This window comes from Pseudomonas sp. 44 R 15, from assembly GCF_900004965.1.
Lineage (GTDB): Bacteria > Pseudomonadota > Gammaproteobacteria > Pseudomonadales > Pseudomonadaceae > Aquipseudomonas > Aquipseudomonas orientalis_A.
The window spans coordinates 204,986-222,736 of the sequence record NZ_CVTU01000114.1; the positions used below are offsets into that span (position 1 = coordinate 204,986).

Genomic DNA, 17,751 nt, shown 5'->3' on the forward strand with positions numbered 1-17,751 from the left:
GAAGGGAGCTCGACATGTTCCGTCCCAAGTTGTTGTTCACCAGCCTGGCCGCCCTTGCCCTCGGCGCCTGCTCGCCCCAGGACCCGCAAGCGGTAACCTCGGCAGCCATCGCCAAGCAAGTCATCCTGCCGACTTACAGCCGTTGGGTTGAAGCCGACCGCCAACTGGCGGTCAGCGCCCTGGCCTATTGCCAGGATCAAGAGAGCCTGGACACCGCCCGCGCCGACTTCCTCCACGCGCAAAAAGCCTGGGCCGAGTTGCAACCGCTGCTGATCGGCCCGCTGGCCGAAGGCAACCGCGCCTGGCAGATCCAGTTCTGGCCGGACAAGAAGAACCTGGTGGGTCGCCAGGTCGAGCAACTGGTCAGCGCCCAGCCGCAGATCGATGCGGCCGCCCTCGCCAAATCCAGCGTGGTGGTGCAAGGCCTGTCGGCCTATGAATATATCCTCTACGACGCCAAGCCCGACGTCGCCGACCCGGCCCAGAAAGCCCGCTATTGCCCGCTGCTGATGGCCATCGGCGAACGCCAGAAAGCCCTGGCCGAAGAAATCCTGGCCAGCTGGAACAGCACCGACGGCATGCTTGCGCAGATGACCAAGTTCCCCAACCAGCGCTACGCCGATTCCCACGAAGCCATCGCGGATCTGCTGCGCGTGCAAGTCACCGCCCTGGATACCCTGAAGAAAAAACTCGGCACGCCGATGGGCCGCCAGACCAAGGGCATCCCGCAACCGTTCCAGGCCGATGCATGGCGCAGCCAGTCGTCCCTGCAGAGCCTGGAAGCCAGCCTCGCGGCGGCCCAGACCGTCTGGGTGGGCGTCGACAACAAAGGCCTGCGCGGGCTGTTGCCGGCCGATCAGAAAGCCCTCGCCGACAAGATCGACACCGCCTATGCCGCGTCCCTCAAACTGTTCGCCAGCAACCAGCGCACCCTCAACGAACTGTTGAACGACGACGCCGGGCGCCAGCAGCTCAACGACCTCTACGACAGCCTCAACGTGGTCCATCGCCTGCACGAAGGCGAGCTGGCCAAGGCGCTGGGCATCCAACTGGGCTTCAACGCCAACGACGGTGACTGATGATGCTCAGGCGACAGGCTTTGGCGGTTGGCAGCGTACTGCTCAGCGCCCTCACCTTGGGCGGCTGGACGCTGTTCAAGCACAAGGACAAGCACCCGCTGCTGCTGTCGGCGCGCGATGATGCGGACGGCAGGCACTACGCCGTCGGTTATCGCCTGGACGGCAAGCAGGTGTTCGCCACCCAGGTCGGCCAGCGCTGCCACGACATCATCAACCACCCGACGCTGCCGATTGCGCTGTTTGTCGCCCGCCGCCCGGGTACCGAGAGCTACCTTATCGACCTGCGTGACGGCGCGTTGCTGCAAACCATCACCTCGAACGCCAATCGCCACTTCTATGGCCACGCGGTGATCCACAAGAGCGGCGACTGGCTGTATGCCACCGAAAACGACACCTCCGACCCCGGCCGTGGCCTGTTGGGTGTGTACAAGTTCGAAGGCGAGCGGCTGGTGCACAGCGGCGAGATCTCCACCCACGGCATCGGCCCGCACCAGGTGTCCTGGATGCCCGATGGCGAAACCCTGGTGGTGGCCAACGGCGGCATCCGCACCGAAGCCGAAAGCCGCGTGGAGATGAACCTCAATGCCATGGAGCCGAGCCTGGTGCTGATGCACCGCGACGGCGGCCTGATCAGCAAGGAAACCCTGGGCCAGCAGATGAACAGCGTGCGCCATATGGGGATCGCCAGCGATGGCACCATCCTCACCGGGCAACAGTTCATGGGACCGTCCCAGGAGCGTTCCGAATTACTCGCGATCAAGCGCCCGGGGCAGCCGTTCATGGCGTTCCCGGTGGATGATGCGCAGTGGCAGGCCATGGGGCACTACACCGCCAGCGTCGCGGTGCACAGCGAGCTGCGCCTGGTAGCGCTGACGGCGCCACGCGGTAATCGCTTCTTTATCTGGGACATGGACAGCGGCGAGTTGCGCCTGGACGGGCCATTGCCGGACTGTGCCGGCGTGGGTGCGGTGGCGGACGGCTTTGTCGTGACCTCGGGCCAGGGGCGCTGCCGCTTCTACGATTGCCGTCAGAAACAGCCGGTGGCGACCCCGCTGACCCTGCCGGCAGGGTTGTGGGACAACCACCTGCATCTCATGACGTAACCCCCCTTCTTGATCGCAACGCTCCTGCGCTGACGCCCGGGAGCCTATCCGCCGACAGCCGTTTGGCACATCTCCTACGCAACCTGTGGAACTGTCTCTCACCCGGGGAACAGTGTTCTCACAATAACTTGCGAAACCACTCCTTATCCCCGTCCCCGTCCTGATCAAGACTGCGGCGCTCAGTGCAGCGCCGCCTGCTCTTGCGTGCTCGCGCTTCGTTCAACCTGCACAGGTTTCACAAGGACCCCCACTATGACCATGCCGGGCCGCCGGATGATTATCATGCTCAGCCTCGTTCTGTCCGTCGTCCTGATGCTCGCCGGCTACAAGGCGCACTGGATTTATCAACAGTTGCAGCTTTTGCATGGGCCAAAACCACCGGTCAGCGTGGCGACGTCCAATGCCTTTGAAATACCCTGGCAGCGCCAGATGCCGGCGGCGGGCACGCTCAAGGCATTGCAAGGTATCGACCTGAGGGCTGAGGTGCCCGGTGTTGTGACACAGCTGCACTTTGAGTCAGGGCAAAGGGTCGAGGCCGGGCAGCCCCTGCTGCAGCTTGAGTACCAGACCGAGCAGGCCGAATTGGACGTGGCAAAGGCCGACCAGCGCCTGGCCCTTCAGAACTTTGAGCGCGGCCGCAAACTGGTGGAAATCAGCGCCATCTCCAAAGGCGAGTTCGACCGGCTCGGCGCTGAACTCAATCGCAACACCGCCGTCGTGGCACAGCGTACTGCGGCGCTGGAAAAAAAGCGCATCGTCGCGCCCTTCACCGGCACCATTGGCATTGGCCAGGTCAATGCGGGCGATTACCTGCAAAGTACCCAGGTTATCGCCAGTCTGCAGGACACACGCCAGCTTTACGTTGACTTTTATGTGCCCGAGCAAGCCGTTCAACTGATCAGGAAGGGGCAGTCGGTTCAGGTTGAAATCTCGGCACGCCCCGGCATCTTCAGCCTCGCCAAGGTGAGTGCCATCAACCCGCTCGTCGATGACAGCACGCGAAACGTGTTGGTGCGCGCAACGCTGCCCAACCCGCGCGATGAGCTGTTGCCGGGAATGTTCGCCCATCTGCGGGTGCTGCTGGACGAACCGACTGCACACACCGTGATCCAGGAAAGTGCGATCGCCTTCAGTCCTTATGGCCAGTACATTTTCGTAATAACACCCAGTAACCACGGCGAGCCGCACGCCTCCGATGCCGGCGATACGCCGCAACTGATCGCCGAGCAGCGCCTGGTCGAAACAGGCGAACGGCGCAATGGCCTGGTGGTGGTTTCCAAGGGGCTGCACAAGGGCGAACAGGTGGTCACTGCCGGCCAGCTCAAACTCAAACACGGCACTCCTGTGCGTATCAGTATCGACCGAAGCCAGCCGGAGGGGACGCTGCCGATGCCTCATCAGGAGGGTGCGCAATGACCTTCACCGACCTGTTCATTCGTCGCCCGGTGCTGGCCGTGGTCGTCAGCCTGCTGATCGTGCTGCTTGGATGCCAGGCCTACGAAAAACTGCAACTGCGCCAGTTTCCACAGATGGAAAACGCACTGGTTACGGTCACCACGGTCGCACCGGGACTGAGTGCGCAAACCATCCAGAGTTACGTCACCCAGCCCTTGCAACAGAGCCTGGCCAGCGCACAAGGCATCGACTATATGACCTCGTCCAGCCGTCAGAATATTTCGTTCATCTCCATCTACAGTCGGGTCGGCGCCGACAGCGACCGCCTGTTCACCGAACTGCTGGCCAAGTCCAATGAAGTCAGGAACCAGTTGCCCAGCGGCATCGAAGATCCGGTATTGAGCAAAGTTGCAGTGGACAGTACCGCGCTGATGTACCTGAGCTTTTCCAGCAAAACCATGAACAACGCGCAGATCACCGACTATCTGCAGCGGGTGGTCCAGCCTCGGTTGGTGACACTGCCGGGCATGGCGCAAGCGCAGATTATCGGCAGCCAGAGCTTCGCCATGCGCCTGTGGCTCGACCCGATAAAACTCGCCGGGTTTGGTCTGGGTGCCAGTGACATAACCCAGGCAATCAAACGCTACAACGTACAACCTGTCGCGGGGGACCTTACCGGCGAATATGTCGTCACCAGCGCGACCACCCACACCGAACTCCAATCGGTCGAGGGGTTCAGTGCCATTCCAGTGAAAACCGAGGGCGACAACCAGGTGCGCCTGGGGGACGTGGCGCGCGTTGAGCTGGGCTCGCAAAACTACGACAGTTTCAGCACCTTCAATGGCACCCCGGCGGTCTATATCAGCATTCAAGCCACACCCGATGCCAACCCCCTGGAGTTGGGCAAGCGTGTTCGCGAACTGATGCCCCAATTGCAGGCGCAGGCGCCACCTGACCTGCACTCGGATATCGCCTACGATTCGACGCTGTATATCAACGCTTCGATCGAACAGGTGCTGTCCAGCCTGACGGAAGCCTTGCTGATTGTGGTGTTGGTGGTGTTTTTGTTCCTGGGTTCGTTGCGCTCAGTGATCATTCCCGTCATCACCATTCCACTGTCGCTGCTTGGCACTTTGTTCCTCATGCAACTGCTGGGCTATTCCATCAACGTGCTGACGCTGCTGGCCATGGTCCTGGCTATCGGCCTGGTGGTCGACGACGCCATCGTGATGATGGAAAACATCCACCGGCACATCGAAAAAGGCAAATCGCCACTTGAGGCCGCCATCAAGGGGGCAAGAGAGGTATGCGTTCCGGTGGTGTCCATGACCATCACGCTGGCTGCGGTCTTTGCGCCTATCGGCTTCATGCAGGGTTTGACCGGGGCGCTGTTCAAGGAGTTTGCCCTGACCCTGGCCGGCGCTGTGGTGATTTCCGGGATCGTGGCGTTGACGCTGTCACCGATGATGTGCGCCATTTTACTGCGGCCTGAAGAACAGCCAACGGGCCTGTCGCTGGCTCTGGAGCGTTTTTTCAATGCCCTGAAAAAACGCTATCGACGGCGCCTGCGCCAGATCATGCGAGCGCGGTCGGTGGTATTGGTTTTCGCCGCGCTCGTGCTCTGCCTGATACCCGCCATGCTCACGTTCACCCTCTCGGAATTGGCGCCCGACGAGGACAAAGGCCTGATTTTCATCCTGTCCAGCGCGCCCCAGGCAACGAACCTGGCCTACCTGAATCGCTACACCCAGGACTTTATCGAACCGTTCAACACCGTGCCCGAATATCATTCATCCTTCCAGATCAACGGCCTGGACGGATTACATTCAGGCGTCGGCGGCTTCCTGCTCAAACCCTGGGAGGAACGTGAGCGCACACAAATGCAAGTCCTGACAGACGTACGTGAAAAACTCGACAGCAACCCCGGCCTGCAAGTCTTCGCATTCAATTTGCCCTCCCTGCCGGGGACCGGTGAAGGGCTGCCCTTCGGCTTTGTCATCAGTTCCCAGCAGGACCACAGTTCGATGATGAACGTGGCCGAGCGCATCAAGCAACGAGCGATCGACTCGGGGAAGTTTGCCTATGTGGATATCGACCTGGCCTTCGACCGCCCGGAAGTCATGGTCGACATTGACCGGACCAAGGCCGCCCAGATGGGCGTATCCATGGAGGACCTGGACCTGACCCTCACCACCCTTCTGGCTGAGGCGCAAATCAACCGATTCAGTATCGACGGGCATCTCTACAAAGTGATAGCCCAGGTCGAGCGCAACTACCGGGACAACCCCCAATGGCTGAGCCAGTACGCGGTAAAGAACGCCAAGGGCCAATTGCTGCCCTTGTCGACGCTGATCACCGTCTCCAGCCCACAGGTTCGTCCCCAGCGGTTGAATCAGTTCCAGCAACTCAATTCGGTCACCGTGTCGGCCTTTCCGATTGTCGGCATGAGCGACGCATTGCAGACCTTGCAAACCATTGCCCAGGAAGAGGCGCCAGCGGATTACAGCTTCGATTACAGCAACGCTACGCGCCAGTTCGTGCAGGAGGGCAATGCGCTATGGGGCACGTTCGGCCTGGCACTGGCCATCATCGGCCTGGTGCTGGCGGCGCAGTTTGAAAGCCTGCGTGATTCACTGGTAATACTGCTGACCGTGCCGCTGTCGGTGTGCGGCGCATTGATCGCGCTGTTTCTGGGTTGGTCCACCCTGAATATCTACACGCAGATCGGCCTGGTCACGTTAATCGGCCTGATCAGCAAACACGGCATCCTGATCGTCGAGTTCGCCAATCAACTGCGCAAGCAACAAGGCCTGTCCGCGCGGGCTGCGGTCGAACAAGCTGCCGCGACCCGTCTGCGGCCGATTCTGATGACCACGCTGGCCACCGTAATGGGCGTCGTACCGCTGATTTTCTCCAGCGGCGCGGGCTCGGTCAGTCGGTTCGATATCGGCATGGTGATCGCCACCGGCATGTCGATCGGCACCCTGTTTACCCTATTCGTCCTGCCCACGGTGTATACGACGCTGACCAAAGCGGACAACACAGCCAGGGCACTGACCCGATAGCGCTGCCTAGTCCTGAAACAGGGCACCACATGATCGTTCCCACGCTCTGCGTGGGAATGCCGCCCTGGACGCTCCGCGTTTTGCTTTCAGCACAAAATCCGGCACTTTCGTAATGGTGACTCGGAGCGTCACGGGATGCATTCCCACGCGGAGCGAGGGAACGATCATCTGACCCGATAGCGCACAAAAAAAGGCCTCGCACTGCGAGGCCTTTTGCGGGTTTTAATCGTTTCAACTCTGCGGCCTCATCGCTTGAGACATCCCGAACATGAATAACAGCAACTCATGATCGGGTTTGGCCGCCACACTGACCTTGGCCACACGTGGCAGCAGGCATTGCCCGCCGCCTTGCGTCGCACTGAGTACCTGTGTGCGAGGCTGTTCCCATGCCGCCAGGGCCAGGGCCGTAACCGCCAACGCCCCGACCAGGAACAAACCTCGTGCTATTTCTAGCTTCATCTGGTTAAACCCTTGATAGCGCTGCCAAACGCCGTCTCGTAAAAGTAGCTGAGTTTTTTCCAGTCGGTATCGTTCCACGACGAATGGCGGCGCAATTGCAGCATGTCATGGGAGGCGGCCCGATAAGCGGTCAAACGCTGGCGGCATTTTTCAAAGTCCAGCAGCGCCACTTCAACCTTCACCCCATCGCCCTCGCCGGTTACCCGAACGAAGATGTGCTTGATATACAGGCAACCGTGCTGCCAGCGGCCTTTGTGCATGCGCGCCAGGGTACCAGCCAATTCCTCGAGCAAGCGCTCGTGGACCGCCTCGCCGTATTGCTCACGGCCACCGGCGGCGTACCAGTTTTCGATCTCGTCGAAACCGTCCAGCGACGCGGTGACCAGCAACGCTTTCCACTGATGCTGCGGGTCGCGTCGCGCCTCGCAGAACACCAACTCCGGCACGCGTACATCCAGCAGGCGCAGGCCCTTGAGGGCATCACGCTCGCGCAGTACGGTCGGACGTCCAAACGGATGCAACCAACTGCGGTAGATATGGCCAGTCTGGCGTTTGCAATAGAGCAATCGCCCATTGGGACTGATCACCCGCTGTACGCCACTTTCACCGCCACGCCGACGATTGGGTTCTTCCACCCACTCGCCCTGCTGACGCCAGAAAAAATCAAATCGTTCTTCGGGAGCTATATGACTGCCGACTACGCACTCAACTGCCATCCTGTTACCTCTTGCGCAATACATAGACTCGCCACATGGCGTAGAGCGGCATGAAGTCCAGGGATTCCTGAACCCGGAAACCGGCCTGCTCGAATTCTGCCTCGACAGTAGCAGCCGGTAACACAAACCGGTTTTGGTAACCTTCCTGCTCACCTTTCTTACGACGCCGTACCTCGGCGCGCCTGCGTTTCCAGGCCTTGAAATTGCCATCGACCCACAGCGAGATAATCACGCTGTCACGGCTAACCCGCTGAAACTCCCGAAGTATTGTCATCCTGTGCGCCGGGTCACCGATGTGGTGCATCAAGCGCATGCAGAAAATACTGTCGACCGAGTTATCTGGCAAATCGATATCAAAGGCAGATGTCTGCAAAGGGCGTACCCGTTTGACGACTTCCGCCGGTTGGGCCACCGTGGCGACCTTCAACATCGACGCCGAATTGTCGGCCCCGATGATCACACGATTGGGTTTCTCGGCCAGCAATGGCCAAAAGCGCCCGGCACCACACGGCAGGTCCAGCACCAGGCCCGGTTCACCGGCCATGGCCAGCGCACCGCGCGCCAGTTGCTCATCGCGCTTGTGGGACAACCGGCGAGCCAGATTGTCCTGGTGCTTGAGCAAATATTGCCGCGCGTGTTGATCGTCGTACTTTTCTGAGAATTCCAACTTGATCGGGGAAGGCATCTTACGTCTCCGGTAACTGATGCCTACACCCTAAGCAGCGAACTGTGATCAACAGGTCAACTCGTTGTGAAAAACTTGTCCTGTCCAATCCCATACATTTCAAGACTTTACAGAAACATTCAGTAGCATGGGGCCATCTTCGCCGAAAAGCAGGCGTCGTGCAGCAGCAAAATGACAGACTGTTCGGTCAGGTTTTGACTTGACCCAGTTCGACATGAAAACGGCAGCCGTTGGGCTCCATGGTGCTCAGGGTCACGCTCCAGCCCTGGCTCTCACAGATACGCTGCACCAGCGACAAGCCCAACCCCAGACCCTCGCCGCGCTTCTCGCTGCCACGCACGAACGGCTCGAACATCGCTTCACGCTTGTCTTCCGGGATGCCCACACCCGTGTCCTCCACCACAAAGCCGCTCGGTTCCAGGGTCAGGCGGATAAACCCTTGCTCGGTGTAATGCAGTGCATTGCGCAACAGATTGCCCATCACCGCATGCAGGAACGTCGTGTTGTAGCGTGTATCCAGCGGGTCGCCGGGGCAGTAGATCAACTCAAGGCCCTTTTGCTCGATGGGCCCGCGCCAGATACCGAGCAGGTCCTCGGCAACCTGGGTCAGATTCACCTGGGCCGACATGGCGGCATCGTCATGCTTGGCGCGGGCCAGCATCAGGAAGGTCTGCACCAGTTCGCGCATCTCTTCACAGGCCCGGGCGATGCGCTGGACCTGGTTGCGCCCGCGTTGATCGATGGCCGGATTCTCCAGCAGCAACTCGCAGGAACTGGCCAACACCATCAAGGGTGTACGCAATTCATGGCTGACATCGCTGGTAAACAACTGTTCGCGAGACAGCGCCTGGCGCAAGCGGCCCAGGGTGGCGTCGAACGCCACGGCCAATTCGCCCACTTCGTCGGCCGCGTAGTCCGGTGCCAACGGTGGCGCAAGCCCCAGCAACTGGTCGCGATGGCGCACCTGGCGGGCCAGGCGCACCACCGGCGCCATCACCTTGCGCGCCAGCACCCAACCCAGGAACACCGCCAGTGCCAGGCTGAGTACGAAACCCACCAGCACCACGGCAAACAGCACCCGCTCGCGCTCTTCGAAATCGCTTTGGTCCTGCAGCAGCACGTAACGTCGGCCGTCGATCACTTCGACCATGGCGTGGTAGGACAGCGACTCGCGAAATACTTCATGAAAGCCCGGGTCCAGATGCCGCAAATCCTTGGGCAACTCGAAATCGCCGGGGCCGCCGCTGAAATAGAACAACTGGTCAGGCTCAGGCCGATGTCGCCAGTCTTCCATGCTGTCCATCAACAGCAGACGTTGCAGGTCGCCGCCCAGGCCCGCTGAAATCAACTTCTCTTCCACCAGGTGCACGGTCGCGACAATGCCCATGGCGAAGGCCCCCGCGACCAACGCACTCATCAAGGCAAAGGCGATGATGATCCGTTGGGCAAGGCTTTGCTTAAACTCCATCACGGCCCTCGGCCAGGCGATAACCTACACCGTGTACCGTTTGCAGCAACGGCTTGGCGAAGGGTTTGTCGATCACTTGACGCAATTGGTGGACGTGGCTGCGCAGGCTGTCGCTGTCCGGGCAATCATCGCCCCACAAGGCTTCTTCGAGGATTTCCCGACGCAATACGTGGGGGCTTTTCTGCATCAATACCGCCAGCAACTTCAGGCCGACCGGGTTGAGTTTGAGCAGGCGCCCTTCCCGGGTCACCTCCAGCGTATCCAGGTCATAATTGAGGTCGCCCACTTGCAGGGCACGACGCCCACCCCCCTGGGCACGGCGCAGCACCGCTTCGATGCGAGCGGCCAACTCCGACAAGGCGAACGGCTTGAGCAGGTAGTCATCGGCGCCGGACTTGAAGCCCTGCAGCCGGTCGTCCAACTGGTCACGGGCGGTCAACATGATCACCGGTGTGTCGCGGCGTGCATCTTCGCGCAGGCGTTTGCACAGGGTGTAGCCATCGATGCCCGGCAGCATGATGTCGAGCACGATCAAGTCGTAATGCTCGGTAGCCGCCAGGTGCAGGCCCGACAGGCCGTCCTGGGCACAATCCACTGTGTAGCCTTTGAGCCCCAGGTAATCGGCCAGATTGGCCAGAATATCGCGGTTGTCTTCAACCAATAAAATTCGCATGGGCAGTGCTCCGTACGCGGTAACAGCCGTGTTGGCTCGCGCAGCTTAAGGCCAAGTGCAGTTCAGGGATAGGCCTGCCGGGCCGGTCGATAAAGCTTTTCAACTGATTAGCCAGCTGAACGAGTTTTTCACTATCGCTTCACACACTGACGACAGCGTCAGCGTGAACATCGCGCCCATCGATAAAAGGAAGTTGCACATGGGATTCCCCAAAACAGCGCCTATGCGCTATCTGTTGTTGGTAACCGGTACCTGGCTGGTTATTTTCCTGCTCACCCGCAGCGTGCTGCTGGTGACTCACCTGGATGAAGTCGGCGGCAACCTGCTGCCGGTATTTGGCGTGGGTTTGCTCTACGACCTGGGGTTCCTGGCTTATGCGGCATTGCCGCTGGGGCTGTACGTGTTGCTGTGCCCACCCGCGCTGTGGCGTCGCCGTGGGCATCGCTGGCTCCTGCAAGTGCTCTTCAGCGCAAGCCTGTTTGCGATGCTGTTCACTGCGGTGGCTGAATGGCTGTTCTGGGATGAGTTCGGCGTGCGCTTCAACTTCATCGCCGTTGATTACCTGGTGTACTCCGACGAGGTCTTGAACAACCTGCTGGAGTCCTACCCGATCGGCAAGCTGCTCAGTCTGCTGGCAATGCTCGCACTGATCCTGAGCGTGGTCCTGCGCAGGCCCTTCAACGCCGCGATGGCCGCGCCGTTACCGGCAATGCGTGGCCGCCTGGTCAATGCCCTGGCCTTGCTGGCAGTCGCCGGCATCAGCCTGCAATTGATCAGCCAGGACCACCCGCGCACCCAGGGCGGCAACGCCTACAACAACGAACTGGCCAGCAATGGTCCCTATCAGTTCTTTGCCGCATTTCGTAACAACGAACTGGACTACACCCAGTTCTACAAAAGCCTGCCAACTGACGTTGTCGCCAAGCAATTGCGCGCCGAACTCAGTGAACCCAACGCGCGCTTCATCGGCCAGGACCCACTCGATATCCGTCGCGCTATCACCCACCCCGGCACGCTGCGCAAACCCAATATCGTGCTGGTCACCATCGAGAGCTTCAGTGCCAAATACATGGGCAGCAATGGTGACGAGCGCAATCTCACGCCCAACCTCGATGCGCTGCGCCAACAGAGCCTGTACTTCAATAACTTCTACGCCACCGGCACCCGTACCGACCGTGGCCTGGAGGCCATTACCCTGGCGATTCCACCTACGCCCGGGCGCTCTATCGTCAAGCGCATCGGCCGCGAAAGCGGTTTCGCCAGCCTGGGGCAGCAGCTCGGCGCCGTTGGCTACGACAGCGTGTTTGTCTACGGCGGACGCGGTTACTTCGACAACATGAACGCGTTTTTCAGTGGCAACGGTTATCGCGTGGTGGACCAGAGCAGCGTGCCCGAGTCGCAAATTTCGTTTAAAAACGCCTGGGGCATGGCCGACGAAGATCTCTACCGACAAACCCTGAACCTGGCCGATGCCGATTACGCCCGGCAGCAGCCGTTCCTGTTGCAGTTGATGACCACCTCCAACCATCGCCCCTACACCTACCCGGACGGGCGTATCGATATCAAATCCGGCAACGGCCGCGACGGCGCTGTGAAGTACACCGATTACGCCATCGGTCAATTCCTCGACGCTGCGCGCCAGAAGCCCTGGTTCGATAACACCATCTTCGTGTTCGTCGCCGACCACACGGCCGGCAGCGCAGGCAAGGAAGACCTGCCCATCGCCAACTACCAGATCCCCCTGTTTATCTATGCGCCGAAGCTGATCGAGGCCCGGGAAACTGCGCAACTGGCCAGCCAGATCGACCTGGCGCCCACACTGCTGGGATTGATCAACCTGAGCTACGAATCGACCTTCTTCGGCCGCAATCTGTTGCAGGACAACCCGCTGCCACCGCGCGTAGTGCTCGGCAATTACCAACACCTGGGTCTGTTTGACGGCACCAACCTCGCCATCCTCAGCCCACGCAAGGGCCTGCGTCGCCATGACCAGGCGCTGGGCGAGAGCCAGGAATTGCGCGTCGGCAGCGACGACCCGTTGATCCAACGGGCGATCACCTACTACCAAGCGGCCAGTTATGGGTACAAGCAGCAACTGCTGAGCTGGAAAGCGCCCAAGGACACGACACCGGCCATCAGCACACGCTGACGGCCCTACGCAGCCCTTGCCTGACGCCAGGCAAGGGCGTAACACTTGCGTCCTTTCCTGCAACGACGCCCGCTCATGTCCGACACTCTCCTGTTGATCGAAGATGATCGCCCATTGGCCGCATTGACGGCCGAGTTCCTGCGTGCGGAAGGTTTTACCGTTGCGGTGGAACACCGTGGTGACCGCGCGGCGCAACGCATTGTCGACGAGCAGCCCGCATTATTGATTCTGGACGTGATGTTGCCCGGCCTTGACGGTTTCTCCCTGTGCCGGCAGATCCGCGCCCAGTATTGCGGCTTGATCCTGATGATGACCTCGCTGGATGAAAACGCCGAGCAATTGACCGGATTCAATGCCGGGGCGGACGACTATGTGGTCAAGCCGGTCGACCCGCTGCTGCTGCTGGCCAGAATCCGCTCGCTACTGCGCCGCCACCCGCAGGCGCCACGGGCGTTTTACCAGTGGCACAGCTTTCGGCTGGAGCTCAATAGCCATTTCGCCTGGCTCGACGAGCAGCCCTTGCAGTTCTCGGTCGCCGAGTTCGAACTGCTCGCGATTTTCGCCCGGCACAGCGGCGTGTTGCTCACACGGGAGAAACTGCTTCAAAGCCTGCGCGGCCTGGAGTACGACGGGCTCAATCGCTCTGTCGATATGCGCGTTTCGCGCTTGCGTAAAAAGCTCATGAGCCTGGCGTGCCCCGTGACTATCCAAACCATCACCGCACAAGGCTATCTGTTTGTCGAAATTCCTCAGGGCGGTCGACATGTCGAGTAAATTCAAACCCTGGATGGCACTGGTGGCCGGAGCAGGCTGGGCCGGCTTGACCTTTTATCTGTTATGGCTGTGTGCCAATACCGCCGTGTATGTGGGTGAGTACAGCTTTTTGCGCTTGATGGCGGGGCCAGGCTACCTGGTGGCGGAACAACTCAAAACCTTGCCTGCCGATCAACGCGAGGCGCGCATGCAGACGCTGCGCGAACGCTTCCAATACCCGGTGGCCCTGATAAAGCTGAAGGATGTCGAGATGCCACCGGAAGCGTTGATCATGTTGAAGCATCAGCAACCCGCGCAAAACAGCGATGAAGACATGACTTACTTCCCCTTCGACGACGAAACAGCCATCCAATTCGGCCCGCTATGGGGCACCGCCGAGGTCAAGGACCTGCTGACATTTCCGGTATATTGGGTGACGGCCTGCGTCGCCGCCCTGCCTTTAGTGTTGCTGCTCTGGATCAGCCTGCGCACACGCCGCCAGCGCAGCCTCGACCTTGATACGCTCAATGGCTGCCTGAGTGAACTGGCCCATACACCCAATGCCCTGCTGCCGGCCATGGGCAAGGAATGGACGCCGTTGCTGCACACCCTGCAACAACATGCGCAACACATTACCGCCATGGGCGAGCGCCATCGCGAAGTCTCCCAGGCCGTGTCCCACGAACTGCGCACGCCACTGGCGCGCATGCGCTTCGCCTTGACGTTGCTCGGCAAGAGTGAAGACGCCGCCACACGCAACCGCCTGGAGAAACGCCTGCAAATTGATGTCGAGGAACTCGAAGCCCTGGTTCGCGCCAGCCTCGCCTTTGCGCGGATGGCCGGCGCGCCGAGCGACCTGCACTATGAGCCGATCCCCATCCGTGACTGGTTGCATCAGGAGTTTGCCCTGCTTGACGGGCACCATCGTCGGCTGAGCCTGGAAATCGAGCCATTGCACCTGGAGCTGATCGGTGACCGCGCCTTGTTGCATCTGATTGTGCGCAACCTGTTGAGCAATGCCGTCACCTACGCTCGCGATCAGGTGCGTGTCAGTGCGGCGTACCATGACCCGCATCATCTGGTACTGCATGTCGACGATGACGGCCCGGGCGTGGTCGCGGAGAACCGCGAAAAAATCTTCGAACCCTTTGTCCGGCTGGCCATGGGCGGCGATGAACCCGGCGGCTTCGGCCTCGGTCTTGCGCTGGCAAAACGCGCCACCCAGTGGCTGCGTGGTGAACTGTCAGTGACTCGCAGCCCGCTGGGCGGCGCACGCGTGAGCCTGGTCCTGCCGCTGCGCCCGCAATGACCGGGGCGTTACAGCCGGTGACAGTAGAGCTTTGCGATAGCTTGTAACCTCTGCGCCTGAACCAGGTCGGAGAGCCCTTTCATGTGTTTCACCAAGAAATCCGCGCTTGCCCTGATGCTGTCGCTGTGCCTCGTGACGGGCGCGGTTTTACCCCGTTGCTCTCCTGCCATGACTGCGGTGACGCCACCGGCGGCGTTCAACAGCGGCTACCGGGTAGATGGCAGACCGCTTGACGAAGCCCCTGACGATCCAGTGTTCATCGCCGCACCGGGCGTCAGCGCGATGATCAGCCCTGATAATCCGCCTTGGTTGAATAACATCTGGGACAACCTGCAACGCCGCTCGTTGAGGTCCCATGATTATTATGCCAATACCCTCAAGCTGCCGGGCATGGTCGTCATGTCCGGGCATTGGGAGCGGCCCAGCCCGGCGCTTCAGAAAAAGCCCACGCACCTGTCTGAATATCAGCCACTGTCTGAAGCTGCTGCGCAGGGCACCATGGCCTATGTGCTGCGCGCGCCGTTTATGTTCGCGCGGGGGATGATACTCAAGAAGCTGCTGCGACGGCGTGCCATGGGCTGAATGATAAAACCGGCGCCATAAAAAACCCCGCCAGCATCACTGCTGGCGGGGTTTTTCAGTAGCCGGGTAAGGCTGGCTTACATCATGCCGCCCATGCCACCCATACCGCCCATGTCTGGCATACCGCCGCCACCTGCGCCTTCAGCCTTTGGCTTGTCGGCGATGGCCGCTTCGGTGGTCAGGATCAGACCGCCGATGGAAGCAGCTGCCTGCAGCGCGGAACGAGTCACCTTGGTTGGATCCAGGATGCCCATTTCGATCATGTCGCCGTAGACGCCAGTCGCAGCGTTGTAACCGTAGTTACCCTTGCCGTTCTTGACTTCGTTGACCACAACGCTTGGCTCGTCGCCGGAGTTGGCAGCGATCTGGCGCAGCGGTGCTTCAACGGCACGGCGCAGTACAGCGATACCGACGTTCTGGTCAGCGTTGTCGCCGGTCAGATTGGTCAGGGCTTCCAGAGCACGGATCAGCGCAACGCCACCGCCAGGTACCACGCCTTCTTCAACGGCTGCACGGGTTGCGTGCAGGGCGTCTTCAACGCGGGCCTTCTTCTCTTTCATTTCAACTTCGGAACCGGCGCCAACCTTGATCACTGCAACGCCGCCGGACAGCTTGGCCAGACGCTCTTGCAGTTTTTCACGGTCGTAGTCCGAGGACGTCTCGGCCACCTGGGCACGGATCTGGGCGATACGCGATTCGATGTCGCCTTCAACGCCAGCACCGTCAACGATGATGGTGTTTTCCTTGGAGATGGTCACGCGCTTGGCGCTACCCAGGTTTTCCAGGGTGGCGCTTTCCAGGCTCAGGCCGATCTCTTCGGAGATAACGGTACCGCCGGTCAATACGGCGATGTCCTGCAGCATGGCCTTGCGACGGTCGCCGAAGCCTGGAGCCTTGACGGCTGCGACTTTGACGATGCCACGCATGTTGTTCACAACCAGGGTCGCCAGGGCTTCGCCTTCAACGTCTTCGGAAACGATCAGAAGTGGGCGGCCGGCTTTGGCGACGGCTTCCAGCACTGGCAGCATTTCGCGGATGTTGGAGATCTTTTTGTCGACCAGCAGGATCAGCGGGCTGTCCAGCTCGGCAACCATGGTGTCCGGCTTGTTGACGAAGTACGGGGACAGGTAGCCACGGTCGAACTGCATGCCTTCTACAACCGACAGTTCGTTTTCCAGGCCCGAGCCTTCTTCAACGGTGATCACGCCTTCTTTACCGACTTTTTCCATGGCTTCGGCAATGATGTCGCCGATGGAGCTGTCGGAGTTGGCGGAGATGGTGCCTACCTGAGCGATAGCCTTGGTGTCAGCGCATGGCTTGGACAGGTTTTTCAGCTCGGCAACGATGGCGATGGTCGCCTTGTCGATGCCGCGCTTGAGGTCCATCGGGTTCATGCCGGCAGCGACGGCTTTGTAGCCTTCGTTGACGATGGCCTGGGCCAGCACGGTCGCGGTGGTGGTGCCGTCGCCGGCGTCATCGTTGGCACGGGAGGCAACGTCTTTGACCAGCTGCGCGCCCATGTTTTCGAAACGATCTTCGAGCTCGATTTCCTTGGCTACGGAAACGCCGTCCTTGGTGATGGTCGGAGCGCCGAAGCTCTTCTCGATGATCACGTTACGGCCTTTCGGGCCCAGGGTCGCTTTTACTGCATCAGCCAGGACGTTGACACCGGTGAGCATTTTCTTGCGGGCGGAATCGCCGAATTTAACTTCTTTAGCAGCCATGATCGATATTCCTTAAATACTTTGTAGTAACGGGAAAATGAGCGGGGAATCAGCCTTCCAGTACAGCGAGAATTTCGTTCTCAGCCATTACCAGCAGGTCTTCGCCGTCGACTTTCACAGTGTTGCTGCCGGAGTAAGGGCCGAAAACAACCTTGTCACCCACTTTCACGGCCAGCGCACGTACTTCACCGTTTTCCAGGGTCTTGCCTGGGCCAGCAGCGACGATCACGCCGTGGTTGGCTTTTTCAGCAGCCGAACCTGGCAGGACGATCCCACCGGCGGTTTTCTTTTCTTCTTCGCTGCGACGGATGACGACGCGGTCGTGCAGAGGACGAAGCTTGCTCATTGTCGATCTCTCCTAATTGTATGTTTCATCGGCCGGTATCAATTCCGGCGGGTTAAATTCCGGCGGTGCCGGTCGCGGCTCGCAGGGCGAACCGCGGAAGTCTGTCTAGTGTCACCACCAGAAACCTTGCGGTGACCGTTACATAAGGGCGGCCAGGCTTATTACAAGGGGCAGCGAATGAATTTTTTTGTGTTTTGCTCAGGGAAGAAGGCAACACGGCACCCGAAGATGCCGTGCCGGTGAAG

Annotated in this window: 15 protein-coding genes; 8 read left to right on the top strand and 7 right to left on the bottom strand. The window is 60.2% G+C overall.

Going from position 1 to position 17,751, the window contains the following annotated elements:
• The first annotated feature begins 14 nt into the window (after positions 1 to 14).
• The 4 genes from BFP93_RS23480 (at position 15) to BFP93_RS23495 (ending at position 6,642) form a co-directional block, all read left to right on the top strand.
• Positions 15 to 1,079, top strand: a complete 1,065-nt coding sequence (locus BFP93_RS23480) for an imelysin family protein (RefSeq protein ID WP_065895112.1) — start codon at positions 15 to 17, stop codon at positions 1,077 to 1,079.
• Between the two features lie 2 nt (positions 1,080 to 1,081).
• Positions 1,082 to 2,182, top strand: coding sequence for a DUF1513 domain-containing protein (locus tag BFP93_RS23485; RefSeq protein WP_065895113.1), 1,101 nt, complete (start codon positions 1,082 to 1,084; stop codon positions 2,180 to 2,182).
• 258 nt (positions 2,183 to 2,440) lie between these two features.
• On the top strand, positions 2,441 to 3,598 hold the full coding sequence (locus BFP93_RS23490) for an efflux RND transporter periplasmic adaptor subunit (protein WP_065895146.1): 1,158 nt from the start codon (positions 2,441 to 2,443) through the stop codon (positions 3,596 to 3,598).
• The gene (locus tag BFP93_RS23495; protein ID WP_065895114.1) at positions 3,595 to 6,642 is read left to right on the top strand and encodes a multidrug efflux RND transporter permease subunit; all 3,048 of its coding nucleotides are present in this window, start codon (positions 3,595 to 3,597) and stop codon (positions 6,640 to 6,642) included. Before BFP93_RS23490 ends, BFP93_RS23495 begins: the two co-directional genes overlap by 4 nt.
• Positions 6,643 to 6,873: 231 nt before the next feature.
• On the opposite strand, the gene BFP93_RS23500 is transcribed toward BFP93_RS23495, so the two are convergent.
• The 5 genes from BFP93_RS23500 to colR form a co-directional block, all read right to left on the bottom strand.
• Positions 6,874 to 7,101, bottom strand: a complete 228-nt coding sequence (locus tag BFP93_RS23500; RefSeq protein ID WP_065887552.1) for a hypothetical protein — start codon at positions 7,099 to 7,101, stop codon at positions 6,874 to 6,876.
• A complete protein-coding gene (locus tag BFP93_RS23505) occupies positions 7,098 to 7,817 on the bottom strand; it encodes a lipopolysaccharide kinase InaA family protein (protein ID WP_065895115.1) in 720 nt (239 codons plus the stop codon). Before BFP93_RS23505 ends, BFP93_RS23500 begins: the two co-directional genes overlap by 4 nt.
• 4 nt (positions 7,818 to 7,821) lie before the next feature.
• Positions 7,822 to 8,502: a class I SAM-dependent methyltransferase gene (locus tag BFP93_RS23510; RefSeq protein ID WP_065887550.1), complete on the bottom strand. Its 681-nt coding sequence runs from the start codon at positions 8,500 to 8,502 to the stop codon at positions 7,822 to 7,824.
• A 187-nt stretch (positions 8,503 to 8,689) separates the two neighbouring features.
• Positions 8,690 to 9,970: a sensor histidine kinase gene (locus BFP93_RS23515; RefSeq protein WP_065895116.1), complete on the bottom strand. Its 1,281-nt coding sequence runs from the start codon at positions 9,968 to 9,970 to the stop codon at positions 8,690 to 8,692.
• Complete coding sequence (colR, locus tag BFP93_RS23520) at positions 9,960 to 10,643, bottom strand: two-component system response regulator ColR (protein ID WP_003208587.1); 684 nt, start codon at positions 10,641 to 10,643, stop codon at positions 9,960 to 9,962. Before colR ends, BFP93_RS23515 begins: the two co-directional genes overlap by 11 nt.
• Positions 10,644 to 10,842: 199 nt before the next feature.
• Between colR and BFP93_RS23525 the strand changes: the two genes are divergently transcribed.
• The 4 genes from BFP93_RS23525 (at position 10,843) to BFP93_RS23540 (ending at position 15,436) form a co-directional block, all read left to right on the top strand.
• Positions 10,843 to 12,792 (top strand): LTA synthase family protein, encoded by a 1,950-nt coding sequence (locus BFP93_RS23525; RefSeq protein ID WP_065895117.1) that lies wholly within the window; start codon positions 10,843 to 10,845, stop codon positions 12,790 to 12,792.
• Between the two features lie 75 nt (positions 12,793 to 12,867).
• On the top strand, positions 12,868 to 13,566 hold the full coding sequence (locus tag BFP93_RS23530) for a response regulator transcription factor (RefSeq protein WP_065887547.1): 699 nt from the start codon (positions 12,868 to 12,870) through the stop codon (positions 13,564 to 13,566).
• On the top strand, positions 13,556 to 14,854 hold the full coding sequence (locus tag BFP93_RS23535) for a sensor histidine kinase (protein WP_065895118.1): 1,299 nt from the start codon (positions 13,556 to 13,558) through the stop codon (positions 14,852 to 14,854). The genes BFP93_RS23530 and BFP93_RS23535 overlap by 11 nt, the downstream gene beginning before the upstream one ends.
• An 81-nt stretch (positions 14,855 to 14,935) precedes the next feature.
• Positions 14,936 to 15,436, top strand: a complete 501-nt coding sequence (locus BFP93_RS23540) for a hypothetical protein (protein ID WP_122582700.1) — start codon at positions 14,936 to 14,938, stop codon at positions 15,434 to 15,436.
• A gap of 77 nt (positions 15,437 to 15,513) precedes the next feature.
• Here the strand turns inward: BFP93_RS23540 and groL are convergent, their stop codons facing one another.
• The gene (groL, locus tag BFP93_RS23545) at positions 15,514 to 17,160 is read right to left on the bottom strand and encodes a chaperonin GroEL (protein WP_065887544.1); all 1,647 of its coding nucleotides are present in this window, start codon (positions 17,158 to 17,160) and stop codon (positions 15,514 to 15,516) included.
• A 49-nt stretch (positions 17,161 to 17,209) separates the two neighbouring features.
• Positions 17,210 to 17,506: a co-chaperone GroES gene (gene groES, locus BFP93_RS23550; RefSeq protein ID WP_017846112.1), complete on the bottom strand. Its 297-nt coding sequence runs from the start codon at positions 17,504 to 17,506 to the stop codon at positions 17,210 to 17,212.
• Positions 17,507 to 17,751 lie beyond the last annotated feature (245 nt).

Coding starts and splice junctions, on each gene's coding strand:
- BFP93_RS23480 (WP_065895112.1), top strand. CDS start 15: ATGTTCCGTCCCAAGTTGTTGTTCACCAGCCTGGCCGCCCTTGCCCTC.
- BFP93_RS23485 (WP_065895113.1), top strand. CDS start 1,082: ATGCTCAGGCGACAGGCTTTGGCGGTTGGCAGCGTACTGCTCAGCGCC.
- BFP93_RS23490 (WP_065895146.1), top strand. CDS start 2,441: ATGCCGGGCCGCCGGATGATTATCATGCTCAGCCTCGTTCTGTCCGTC.
- BFP93_RS23495 (WP_065895114.1), top strand. CDS start 3,595: ATGACCTTCACCGACCTGTTCATTCGTCGCCCGGTGCTGGCCGTGGTC.
- BFP93_RS23500 (WP_065887552.1), bottom strand. CDS start 7,101: ATGAAGCTAGAAATAGCACGAGGTTTGTTCCTGGTCGGGGCGTTGGCG.
- BFP93_RS23505 (WP_065895115.1), bottom strand. CDS start 7,817: ATGGCAGTTGAGTGCGTAGTCGGCAGTCATATAGCTCCCGAAGAACGA.
- BFP93_RS23510 (WP_065887550.1), bottom strand. CDS start 8,502: ATGCCTTCCCCGATCAAGTTGGAATTCTCAGAAAAGTACGACGATCAA.
- BFP93_RS23515 (WP_065895116.1), bottom strand. CDS start 9,970: ATGGAGTTTAAGCAAAGCCTTGCCCAACGGATCATCATCGCCTTTGCC.
- colR (WP_003208587.1), bottom strand. CDS start 10,643: ATGCGAATTTTATTGGTTGAAGACAACCGCGATATTCTGGCCAATCTG.
- BFP93_RS23525 (WP_065895117.1), top strand. CDS start 10,843: ATGGGATTCCCCAAAACAGCGCCTATGCGCTATCTGTTGTTGGTAACC.
- BFP93_RS23530 (WP_065887547.1), top strand. CDS start 12,868: ATGTCCGACACTCTCCTGTTGATCGAAGATGATCGCCCATTGGCCGCA.
- BFP93_RS23535 (WP_065895118.1), top strand. CDS start 13,556: ATGTCGAGTAAATTCAAACCCTGGATGGCACTGGTGGCCGGAGCAGGC.
- BFP93_RS23540 (WP_122582700.1), top strand. CDS start 14,936: ATGTGTTTCACCAAGAAATCCGCGCTTGCCCTGATGCTGTCGCTGTGC.
- groL (WP_065887544.1), bottom strand. CDS start 17,160: ATGGCTGCTAAAGAAGTTAAATTCGGCGATTCCGCCCGCAAGAAAATG.
- groES (WP_017846112.1), bottom strand. CDS start 17,506: ATGAGCAAGCTTCGTCCTCTGCACGACCGCGTCGTCATCCGTCGCAGC.